The sequence below is a fragment of the Embleya sp. NPDC056575 genome, assembly GCF_042793325.1.
Taxonomy (GTDB): Bacteria; Actinomycetota; Actinomycetes; order Streptomycetales; family Streptomycetaceae; genus Embleya.
The window spans coordinates 1-11,243 of sequence record NZ_JBHTVA010000135.1 but is presented as its reverse complement, the minus strand read 5'-3'; the positions used below and the strand labels follow the sequence as shown (position 1 = coordinate 11,243).

Below are 11,243 nucleotides of genomic sequence, written 5' to 3'. Positions count from 1 at the left end.
CCGCACCAGCCGGCCCGCAACCAAAGCCGCAACGCACGCCGCAACAACCCGACCCACCCGCGAACGCAAGCCCGGCGGAACCCAACCCGACCCCCCACCCCGCCACCCGCCGCAGGTCGCCCTTCCCCCGACCCAGGCCCCCGCCCCGACAAAACCCCACACCCCGAAGCCCCCACCCAGACAGCGGCCCACCACCGACTCAGACCAACCCCGCACCAGCCCACCCGCAACCACAAACGCAACCTCCGCCGAAAACACCCGGCCCAACCGGGAAGGCCACCCGAAAGACTCGACCGGACCGCCCTCCCTGCCCGCCGCTGCCAGCCGGTTTTTGCCGAGCAACGCGCCTGTCTCGTGGAGAACTTCGGGTCTCGGAGCCCCGCACGCCGGCGGCGGCTCTTCACCGACTCTGACCAGCCCCGGACCGGCCATCACGCAACCAACAGCGCAACGCGCGCCGGGAGCACCCGACCCACTCGGGAAGGTCGCCAGGGGGACTCGACCCAGCCACCCCCCTGCCCGCCGCTGCCGGCCGGTTTTCGCCGAGCAACGCGCTCGTCTCGTCGGGAACCCCTCGTCTCGGAGCCCCGCACGCCGGCGGCGGCACACCACCGACTCAGACCAACCCCGCACCTGCCACCCGCAACCAACAGCACAACGCCCACCGGAAACGCCCGACTCACCCGGGAACGCCACCCGGAGGACTCGACCGGGCCGCCTCCCTGCCCGCTGCTGCAGGCCGGTTTTCGCCGACCAACACGCTCGCCTCGTCGGGAGCCGAAGGCGCGGAGCCCCGCACGCCGGCGGCGGCCCATCACCGACTATGACCAACCCTGCACCAGCCACCCGCGACCAAAGACGCAACGCCCGCCGGAAGCACCCGGCGCACCGGGAAGGTCTCCCGGGGAACTCGACCCAACCGCCCCCTGCCCGCCGCTGCAGGCCGGGTTTCGCCAACCGACACGCTCGCCTCGCCGGGCGCCGAAGGCGCGGAGCCCGCACGCCGCCGCCGGCGGCGGCCCATCACCCGGTCTGACCAGCCCCGCACCGGGCACCCGCGGCCCCACGCGCAACGCCCCCCGGAGGCGTCCGGCTCAAGACGCCGACGGTGTCGTCAGGAACCTTGCGATCGCGCCGATCGCCGTTGTGGATTCCGGGATGTCCGGGTCGATGGCGGGCCAGGCGTGGGGGACGTCGGGGATCAGGTGGGCCTGGACCTGGACGCCGGCTGCGGCGGCTCGGGAGGCGAAGGCCGTGGTGTCGCCGAGCAGGGCCTCGTGGCACGAAGCCATCAGCAGTATCGGCGGCAGGCCGGACAGGTCGGCGAACAGTGGGGAGGCCAACGGATCACTCGGGTCGTGCAGTTGCAGGTAGATTTCGGCGGCCTCGCGCAGCGACCGCTTCGAGATGAACAGGTCCGTGGCCGCGTTCGAGTCGTATGTGGGCTTGGTCACCGTCAGGTCCAACCACGCGGACAACAGCACGAGGCCCGCCGGCATCGGCACCCGCGCACCCCGCGCCGCGATCGCGAGCGCCGCCGCCAGGCCGCCGCCCGCCGAGTCGCCGCCCACGAACGGCGCCGCGTCGAGGCCCTCCTCCTCCACCGTCACGAGCGCGTCGTACACGCTCGCCGCGTCGTGGAGCGCGGCGGGGAACGGCGCCTCCGGCGCGAGCCGGTACTCGACCAGGATCACCCGCGCCCGGGCCGCGAGCGCGATCCGCGACGCGATCCCCAGCCAGCCCTCGGCGTCGCCCATGCGGTAGCCGCCGCCGTGGAAGTAGAGCAGCGTCAGCGCCGGGACCGGGACCTCCAGGAACGTGCACGGCACCCCGCCCACCAGGCGTCGGGCGACCGCCACCCCCTCCTCGGGTTCCTCGCGGTACGCCGCCGTGCCGCGTCGCCGCGCCTCCAACTCCTCCGGCGCGGCCCGCCCTTCCCGCACCGGGGGCAACTGCCAATCGTCCAGGCTCATCCCAGCTCCTCCCCGACCGGACTCGACCGGGCCCTGCCGTCCCCGGCGGCCCGCTCGACCCCACCGATCCCATGGATCCCGTCGACAACCCGTCCCGGCCCGCGGATCCGGGCCCACCCACCGTCTGCCCCGCCGTCGATCGTCCACGCCGGCGGGCCCGGCCCACGAACGGACCCGTGCGACCGCCCAATCGACGGCCCGGCCGGGAGCGCGCGTGTGCGGATCGAAGCTTGCGACAAACCCTGGTGGGGATCAAGCGATTGGCCGGGTTGTGACCTGGGCGCCGGCGCAATTGGGCGCCGGGCGCACCGTTCGGTTCGTACGATGTGGCGCGCGGGGTCCTTCGAACCGCTCCCGGACCGGCGCCGGGGAATCGGTCGTCGCGTCGACGACAGCAGGAGGGGGGTCCGTCGCATGGTGGTCCGGGTACGTGTTCTCGGCCATGTCTGCGTCGACGGCCCCGCGGGTCGCGCCGCGGAGGACCTGCTGGGCGGACCGCAGGCCCGGCTCGTCTTCGCCGCGCTCGCGCTCGGTCGCCGACACCCGGTGCCGCGCGAGGAGTTGGCCGCGCTCCTGTGGCCCGAGCAGGCGCCCAAGTCGTGGGAGGGCGCGCTGCGCGGAGTGCTCAGCCGGGTGCGCGGCTTCCTGGGGCAGGCCGGCTACGACGCGTCGTCGGTGTTGCGCCACCGGGCCGGGTGCTACGTGTTGTCCCTGCCCGAGGGCACCGAGGTCGACGTGGAGGCGGCGGAAAGCGCCCTGATCGAGGCCGAGGCGCTGGCCGTGCACGGCGCGTTCGCGCAGGCCAGGACGCGGGCTCACGACGCGCACGAGATCCTCGCCCTGCCGTTTCTGCCCGGCCTGGACGGCGACTGGGTGAACGAGCGGCGTACCCGCTGGCGTTCGGCCCGACTGCGCGCGCTCGCCGTGTCGGTGACCACCGAACTGCACCTGGGTCGCGCCGACGCGGCCGTGACCCGCGCCGCCCAACTGGTCGACCTGGACCCGTTCCGCGAAAGCAGCCACCGCCTGCTGATGACCGCGCACGCCGCCGGCGGCGACCGCGCGGCCGCGCTGCGCGCCTACGAGCGGTGTCGGCGGCTGCTCAACTCCGAACTGGGCGTGGGCCCCTCCCCCGAGACCGAGTCGGCGTTCCTGCGCCTGCTCGGCGACGCCACGCCGCAACCGCTGCCCGTGCCCGCGCCCGCCGCCCGCTTCGCCTCACCGACACCCGGCCTGGACGCGCCGCCCGCGCCCGCCCCGACCCGCTCGGCGCACGACGTGTTCCCGCACGGCGCGCCCGGGCCGATCGTGGGCCGCTCCGCCGAGCTGCGCCTGCTCGAGGAGTCCACCCGGGCCGAGGTCGGCTCGCGGGTGATCCTGGTCAGCGGCGACGCCGGGATCGGCAAGTCCTTCCTCCTCAACGAGTTCGCCACCCGCGCCGGCCGGAACGCGTTGGTGCTGACCGGACGCAGCGACGAGGGTGTGGCCGCGCCCTTCCAACCGTTCGTGACCATGCTGCGCGCCCATCTCGGCGACGTCGCGGCCGAGGAACTGCGCGAGCGGGTCGGTGACCTGGGCGGCGAGTTGCACCGGCTGCTGCCCGAACTGCCGCTGGAGCCCGCGGGCCTGACCCAGCCTCAGGGACCGCCCGACTCGGACACCGAGCGCTATCGGCTGTTCGAGGCGGTCGCCGGGGTGTTCCGGCACGCCGCCGACGAGCGCGACCTGATCCTGCTGCTCGACGACGTGCACTGGTCCTCCACCTCGACCATGCTGATGTTGCGGCATGTCGCCCGCGCCCTGGTCGGCACCCGTGCGGTGGTGGTGATCGCCTTCCGGGACACCGGTCTGGGCTCGGTGCATCCGATGACCCGGCTGATCGCCGACCTCTACCGCGACCTGCACCCGCTGCATGTGCCGCTCGGTGGCCTGGACGTGGCCGCCCTGGTCGAACTGGCCCACGTACTGGCCGGCCCGCTGCCGCCGCGCGCCGAGGGAGTCCGGGCCCACGTACTGCGCGAACTCAGCGACGGCAATCCGCTCCTGGCCACCGAACTGCTGCGCCAGTGGGCCGACGTCAGCGACTGGTCTGCGCTGGGAAAGAGCGTGCCCGCCGACGTCCCGCGCCGGGTGCGCAACGTGTTGCGCCAGCGGCTGCTCGGCCTGCCGCAGTCGACCCTGGAGGCGCTCACGGTGGCCGCGGTGGTCGGCCCGTCGTTCGACATCGACCTGGTCGCGGCGGTGCACCCCGGCGGCTTCGACACCGTCGTGGACGCGCTCGACGACGCGGAACGCGCGCACGTGGTGCGCGGCGAGGAGACCGACCGTCCGGGCCGCTTCACCTTCGTACACGCCCTGGTCCGCTCCACGCTCTACCAGGAACTGCCCACCGCGCGCCGCCTCCAGTTGCACCGCAAGGTCGGCCTGGCCCTGGAGGCCCGGGGCGACCGGGACGCCCATCTGCCCGAGTTGGCCCACCACTTCCGGCTCGCGTGCCGCTTCGGCGAGGCCCGCCGGGCCCTGGACTACGCACGCCGCGCCGGCGACGAGGCCCGCGACGGCGGCGCGTTCGAGGTCGCCGCCGAGCACTACCGGCAGGCCCTGGAGGTGCTGCCGATGGTCACGGACCCGGCCCCGGAGACCCGCTGCGACCTGCTGCTCTCGCGCGGCGCCGCGCTGGACCGGTGCGGCGACCGGCGCTGCCGCGAGGTGCTGCGCCGCGCCGCCGAGGAGGCCCGGGCGCTGTCCGACTCGCGCCGGCTCGGTCGGGTGGCGTTGGCCATGGTCCGCCTGGGGCAGGTGTACCAGGTGGGCGTGGACCTGGAGTTGGTCGCCCTGCTGCGCGAGGCGCTGGCCGCGCTGCCGATCGCGTCCGCGTTGCCCGCCGACATCGCGCTGCGCTCGCTGCTGCTGGCCGCGCTCGCGGTGGCGCTCACCTTCGGGCAGGACCGCGAGGCCCGGCTGGGCATGCTGTACGAAGCCCTGGAGGCGGCCCGCGAATCGGGCTCGCACGACGCGCTGGCCCAGGGCCTGGAGGCACACCATCTGGCCGCGTCCGGACCCGACCTGGTCGAGGAACGGCTGCGGATGAGCGGCGAGTTGACCGTGTTGTCCGGGCTGACCGGTGATCAGGAGTCGTTGTTTCGCAGCCACTTGAACCAGGCCTACGACCTGGTGGTGTGCGGCGCGATCCCGGCCGCGGAGCGCGAGTACGCGCAGGCGCAGCGGGTCGCCCGGCGGCTGCGCCACCCGTGGTTCACGTGGGAGGTGCTGATCTACCGCTGCGGCCTGGAACTGCTGCGCGGACGCACCGCGCGGGCCGCGGACGTACTGGCCGACGCGCTGCGTCTGGCCCGCCGTTCGGGGCTGCCGCGCGAGGCGGTGCGCTCGTTCAACCTGTCGCAGATCCTGGCGGTGCGCTGGGAGCAGGGCCGGCTGGGCGTGATGGCGCGTCGGGCGGGGGTGGCGGCCGGCTGGTCCCGGGACGTGTCCTGGTGGCGGGTACAGGCCTGTTGGGCGGCGTCCGCGTCGGCGGATCCCAAGTCGGCGCGCGAGGAGTTCCACGCCCTGTGCGTACCGGGCTTCGCGACCATCCCGGTGGACCTGCTGTGGACCGGCTCGTTGATGCGGCTCGGCGAGGTGGCGCTGGAACTGGGCGACACCGAGCGGGGGTTGCTGGTGGCGGAGGCGCTGGCGCCGTACGCGGACCACCTGGACTGGACCGGCTCCTCGCTCGGCCCGGTACGCCGGGTGCTCGGCGGCCTGGCCGCGCTGGCCGGCGACGAGGCCGCCGCCCGCGCGCACTTCGCGGCGGCGCACGCGCGTTGCGTCGAACTGGGCCTGTCCGGACACGCGGAGCGTACGCTTCAGGACGCGGTGCGATTGCTCGGGGACCCGCCGGACGCCGGCGTACCGCCGCGGAGCTGACTGGCTGTCACCTTGCGCTTTCGCGCTGCTCTGACGCTGTTCTGACGCTGTTTGCCTACCGTTGGTGACGACCCGGCCGATGTGCCGGGTGCACAACGGGGAGGACGGGGCAATGGGGATTGCGGGCGCGGGATCGGCGGTGGCGCACGACGCCGACCGGGGCACGTTCAGTGTGTTGGGCTGGCCGGTCGTGTGCTTCGATTCGTTTCATCGGGTGGAACTGCCACGCCGGCTCGAGGGCGGTCTCGGCGAGCGGGTCGCCTGGGACGTGGCCGGCCGTGCCCCGATCGCCCTGTGCATGCCCGACGGTTCGGCATACAGCTATGTCGAGGACCGGGGCCAGGTGCGCATCGTGCCGGGGGTCAGCGCGGACGCCGAACTGGTCGTCGAGCTGGCGTCCGGCGCGTGGCAGGACTACCTGTACGAACTGCGCACCAGCCGCGGCCTGGTCGAGTCGCACGCGGTGCGCTTCGTGCGCGGCACGTTCGCCGACTGGGACACCTGGGAGCCGGCGATCCGCTGCATGTACTCCGGGACGCCGATCTACCACCCCGAGGCCCTCGATCTGCGCGACCTGGCGGATCGGCCGATCGACCTGCACCGCGACTTCACCACTCGGGACGAACCCGATGAGATGGCGCATTTCCTGCGTACCACCGGCTATCTGGTGGTACGTCAGGTCTTCGACGCGGACCGGGTCGAGGAGTTGGCCGGCGAGGTGGACCGGATTCGCGGGTTGTGCCGTGAGGGCGACCGGGGTTCGTTGTGGGCCGCGGACCCGGCCGGCCGGCGCTCGCCCTACCGGTTGACCTACCTGGGCATGCGCTCGCCGCGGATCGCCGCGCTGGCCGACGACCCGACCGTGCGCATGTTGTGCGGCCTCGCGGGCCAGGACGTGGTCGCGGTGACCGACCGGGACTCCGGACAGATCGCCGTGCTCAAGGAGTTCGGCACCGCGCCCGAGCCGCTGTCCATCCCGGACCTGCCCTGGCACAAGGACTGCGCGCTCGGCGGTTGTCCGATCACGTGTCCGCGCGTGCACGTGGGCATCCGGCTGGACGCGGTGACCCAGGACAGTTCACAGCTGTACGCGCTGGCCGGGTCGTGGGGCACGGTCGCGCACGAGCGCTACACGGCGGAGCAGTGGGACCGGCTGCCGGTGGTGGGGATGACCACCGACCCGGGCGACGTGACCGTACACATGGGGTGCGGCATGCACGCGGGCCCGGCCGCGACCGGCGCCGCCCGTCGGCGCACGCTCTACGTCCAGTTCGACAACCCGCGCATCTTCGACGTCACGAGTCCGTACGAGAGCTACGAGCACGTGATCCCGGGTTACGACAACAGGGGGGACGAGTCGGCCATGTCGTGGATGTGAGGCCGGGGGCGCGTGTTCGCGGTGCCCGGGGGCGGGCGGGGCCGGGCTTGCGGCCGGACTCGGGCTTGGGGCCGGGCTCGGGTCCGGGGCCGGGCCCGGCCCGGCGGATCCCGACTCGGCAGGATCCGCCGGGCGGCGCGTCGCGGCGCCTATTTCGCGGGACGGGTGAGTTCGCACCTCCCGTTCGCACAAGAGCGGCGCAGGCGGCCGGCCGAGATGGTCTCCATCAGGCCGATCGCCCAGCACATCGGGCAACCCCGCAGCGCGACCAGGCCGACCGGCGCGAGCAGCAGGCTCACCCAGCCGGCGACCGGCAGCAGGGCCAGGGACGCGACGAGCGCGCCGAACCCGACGGCGCCGCGGGCCAGATGGCGCGGGACGGTGGCACTCGCGAAGCCCGCGGGCTTGGGCACGACGTGGACGGCGTGCGCGGCGAGGGCGGCCCGCGCGTCGTGGGCGGCCGGCCGCACCGGATCGGCGGACGGGGAGACGGGCTCGGCGGAGCGTGTCTTCGTGAGCGTGGTCGTCGTCGTGGTCGTGGTCGAGTCGAGCGTCATCGTCGGTTCTCCTCACTACGGGACGGTTCGTCGCGCAGGGCCTCGCGTACCGCCGAACGGGATCGATGCAGGCGGGACTTCATCGCGGCGGTGCTGATCCCGAGCCGGTCGGCGACCATCCGGCCGGGCAGACCCTGGATGTCCCGCATGACCAGCACCTGCCGCAGGTCGTCGGGCAGGGCGGCGACGGCGGCCGCGACGCGTTCGGCCTCCAGGCGCAGCAGGGCGTCCTCCTCGGCGGAGCGCGCCGTACCGCCGGGGGTGTCGAACGGGTCGGACTCGGCGGCCGATGCGTGGTGGACCAGGGCACGGGTGCGACGCAGGCACTCGTTGCGGACGATCCGGAACATCCACGACGCCAACGCCCCCGAGGCGCGCAGCATGCCGATCTTGCGGTAGAGGATGATCAGCGCCTCCTGCGCGGCGTCCTCCGCGTCCTGGGGGGTGGCGCACAACGTGTGCGCGAACCGGCGCACGTGCGGATGGGAGCCGTGCACGAGCGCGGTGAGCGCGTCGACGTCACCGCGCTGCGCCGCCGCGACCAGGACCGCGCCGGGCCAGGTGTGGTCAGCCACGCTGACGCTTCCGGCGGCGCAGCGTGACGGTGCACACGCACAGCAGCAGCGCGACTGCCGCGACGACGATGACGACTACGGTCATGGGGTCCTCCCGAGGGGATGCGGGGCGGACGAGGTGCTCGTCCGCACACGCATGAGAGGCGCGGCGGGCGCAAAAGGATTCACCCGGGTTCGCCAGACGGGGACGACGGATCACGAACCCGATGATCCCGCGCCGGGCGGGGGCGACCTCAGCGCGGGTTGCGCTTGGTGATCCGGCCCTCGGTGTCCGCCTCCAGCGACGCCTTGCCTTCGGCTCCGGTCACGGTGACCCGGACGACCACGGACCCGGCCACCGGCTCGAAGGTGATCCGCCACGAATTCGGCTCGGCGACCCCCAGTTTGGTCTGCGCGATGCGGACCAGTCCGGGCAACCGCTCCAACGGCAGCGTATTCACGTCGATCAGCGCGCCGGGATCGGCCGGCGCGCCGAGCACGCCCTGCATCGAGATGCCGTGCTCGTCGATCGTGAACGTGGCGGCGTTGCCCGTGTGCATCCCTTTCACCAGCGAACCGACCAGCCGGCGAAGCTCGCCGTCGGCCAGCATCGAGTCGGACGACGCGGTGCCGGAGACGGTCGTGCCCGTCGAGACGCTGCTCGTGACCTTCGTCTCGGAGTACGACGAGGACGAGGAGGACGTGGTCCTGGTATGCGAGTCGCCGATCTCGTCGGCCAGTTCCGCCCGGAGAAACAGCACCACGATCCCCGCGCCGACCAGCAGGCCGAGCATGACGAGCAGGCAGAACGCGCCGTCGCCGCCCGGGGCCTCGACCATGGCGGAGGCCGGCGCCGAGTCCACCGTCTCCACACTCGCCCGCCGGGCCCACTCCTCGGTCGGCTCGGTCACGAGCTTGACGTCCCACAGGTCGTCGGGGCGGTACTCCACCACCACGACTCCACGCGGCCGATAGTCGGGGATGTCGACCAGGTTGAGGTCCTGACGCATCTTCACCCGGTACGCCGTGCGCTCGTCCGGCGCCACGGTCAGCTCGAACTCGACCGGGATGTCGGCCGTATCGCTGCCGAGGGCACGCCGGCTCTCGATCACGGCGAGGGCAAGCCGAGCCGGCGCACGCACGTCCCGGGCCCCCTGGACGCGCCCGCGGACGGCCCACGCGGCCATGTTGAACAGGAAGAGCCCGACCCCGAGCACGCAGAGCCGCCAACTCTCCAGGATGCACCCGACCACGAAGCAGCCCAGCGCGGCGCCGATCACGCCGCCGGAGAGAAATCCGAGCGCGCCGGACTTCAACCGCTCGCCGACGGATTCGCGGGTCTCGATCATCGCCATGGCGGCGATTGTGCCGGTCCCGGATGGACGCCGAAAGACGTCCGAGCGAAAACCGACCACCTGTTCGCAGGACGTGGGGAGTTCCCCCGATTCCGAGCCGGACAGCAGCCCGAACGGCCGCCACCATGGCCGCTCGCCTCAATACTTACCTTTTCGTCAGTACCTAACTTATTAGTAGGTACTTGCCCACTGGAGTGCACCGATCAAGGATGAATCCCGGCGCCGAACACCGTCACCTCACCCGCCTCCACCCCCTCCACCCTTCCCTCCTTCGCAACCTCCGGAGAACCTTGTGCACGCGCAGCAGTCCCACTCCCACACCCCCGTAACCGTCCTCGGCCTCGGCGCGATGGGCCGGGCCATCGCCGGCGCGATCCACCGAGGTGGCCACCCCACCACCGTCTGGAACCGCTCCGCAGGCCGCGCCGACGATCTGGCCGCCCGGGGCGTCGCCCTCGCCCCGAGTGCCGCCGAAGCGGTCCGCGCCTCGCCGGTGGTCGTGGTGTGCCTCCTCGACGACGCGTCGGTCCGCGACACGCTGGCCGCCTTGGCCGACCCGCTCGCCGGCCGCCTGGTGGTCAACGTGACCACGGTGACCCCGAAGCAGGCCCGGGAGACCGCGACGTGGGCCGCCGAGCACGGAATCGAATACCTCGACGGCGCGATCATGGCCATCCCGGAGATGATCGGCCTGCCCGTCGCCTCGCTCCTGTACAGCGGCTCGCAGGCCGCCTTCGACACCCACCGCGACCTCCTCGAACTGCTCGGCGGCGCACGCTGGTTCGGCGAGGACGCGGGCCTGGCCTCGCTCTACGACCTGGCCCTGCTCGGCTCGATGTACTCGATGTTCGCCGGCTTCGCCTACGGCGCCGCCCTGGTCGGCAGCGAAGGCGTCCCGGCAACCGAGTTCGCCGAGTTGGCGACCCCCTGGCTCACCGCGATGACCGGCGGCCTGGCCGGCCACGCCGAGTACTTCGACAGCGCCGACTACACCGCCGAGACCCAGAGCCTGGCCTTCAACAAGGCCGCCGTCGACACCATCGCCGAAGCCGGCCGAGACCAAGGCGTGGGGACGGAGGTGATCGCCGTCGTGCAACACCTGATCGACCGCCAAATCGCAACGGGCCACGGCAAGGAAAGCTTCGCCCGAATCATCGAAAGCGTGCGACGGCCGACGACCGGTGGCGGCGGTGGCGGCGGTGGGGTGAGGTGAGTCGGCCCCCAGGGGCCTTCCCGAGTGGGTCGGGCGTTCCCCGCGCACGTCGCGCCTTTGGCTGCGGGTGGCTGGTGCGGGGCCGGTCAGAGTCGGTGGTGGGCCGCCGCCGGCGTGCGGGGCGCCGAGACTGCCGGTCTTCGGCGAGGCGGGCGCGTTGGTCGGCGAAAAAGCGGCCTGCAGCGGCGGGCGGGGAGGGCGGCCGGGTCGAGTCTTCCGGGCAGCCTTCCCGAGTGGGCCGGGTGTTTTCGGCGGAAGCTGCGTTTGTGGTTGCGGGACCGGCTGG

General features: G+C 73.1%; 7 protein-coding genes. 3 read left to right on the top strand and 4 right to left on the bottom strand.

What is annotated here, in order from left to right; all coding sequences use genetic code 11:
* Nucleotides 1-1,094: 1,094 nt before the first annotated feature.
* The gene (locus ACFRCG_RS47695) at nucleotides 1,095-1,973 is read right to left on the bottom strand and encodes an alpha/beta hydrolase fold domain-containing protein (protein ID WP_380042949.1); all 879 of its coding nucleotides are present in this window, start codon (nucleotides 1,971-1,973) and stop codon (nucleotides 1,095-1,097) included.
* A gap of 414 nt (nucleotides 1,974-2,387) precedes the next feature.
* Here ACFRCG_RS47695 and ACFRCG_RS47690 point away from each other — a divergent pair, with 414 nt between their 5' ends.
* Together ACFRCG_RS47690 and ACFRCG_RS47685 are read left to right on the top strand one after the other, a co-directional pair.
* Nucleotides 2,388-5,900, top strand: coding sequence for an ATP-binding protein (locus ACFRCG_RS47690; RefSeq protein ID WP_380042948.1), 3,513 nt, complete (start codon nucleotides 2,388-2,390; stop codon nucleotides 5,898-5,900).
* Between the two features lie 112 nt (nucleotides 5,901-6,012).
* Nucleotides 6,013-7,278 carry a phytanoyl-CoA dioxygenase family protein gene (locus ACFRCG_RS47685; protein WP_380042947.1) on the top strand — a complete coding sequence of 422 codons (1,266 nt, stop codon included), beginning with the start codon at nucleotides 6,013-6,015 and terminating at the stop codon, nucleotides 7,276-7,278.
* A 149-nt stretch (nucleotides 7,279-7,427) separates the two neighbouring features.
* Here ACFRCG_RS47685 and ACFRCG_RS47680 read toward each other — a convergent pair whose 3' ends face one another.
* The 3 genes from ACFRCG_RS47680 to ACFRCG_RS47670 all read right to left on the bottom strand — a co-directional run bounded on the left by ACFRCG_RS47680 (nucleotide 7,428) and on the right by ACFRCG_RS47670 (nucleotide 9,744).
* Entirely contained in the window at nucleotides 7,428-7,835 is a 408-nt protein-coding gene (locus ACFRCG_RS47680; RefSeq protein ID WP_380042946.1) for a hypothetical protein, read from the bottom strand.
* Nucleotides 7,832-8,410: an RNA polymerase sigma factor gene (locus ACFRCG_RS47675; RefSeq protein ID WP_380008086.1), complete on the bottom strand. Its 579-nt coding sequence runs from the start codon at nucleotides 8,408-8,410 to the stop codon at nucleotides 7,832-7,834. Before ACFRCG_RS47675 ends, ACFRCG_RS47680 begins: the two co-directional genes overlap by 4 nt.
* Nucleotides 8,411-8,643: 233 nt before the next feature.
* Nucleotides 8,644-9,744 carry a hypothetical protein gene (locus ACFRCG_RS47670; RefSeq protein ID WP_380042945.1) on the bottom strand — a complete coding sequence of 367 codons (1,101 nt, stop codon included), beginning with the start codon at nucleotides 9,742-9,744 and terminating at the stop codon, nucleotides 8,644-8,646.
* Between the two features lie 292 nt (nucleotides 9,745-10,036).
* Here ACFRCG_RS47670 and ACFRCG_RS47665 point away from each other — a divergent pair, with 292 nt between their 5' ends.
* Nucleotides 10,037-10,957: an NAD(P)-dependent oxidoreductase gene (locus ACFRCG_RS47665; RefSeq protein WP_380042944.1), complete on the top strand. Its 921-nt coding sequence runs from the start codon at nucleotides 10,037-10,039 to the stop codon at nucleotides 10,955-10,957.
* Nucleotides 10,958-11,243: the final 286 nt, after the last annotated feature.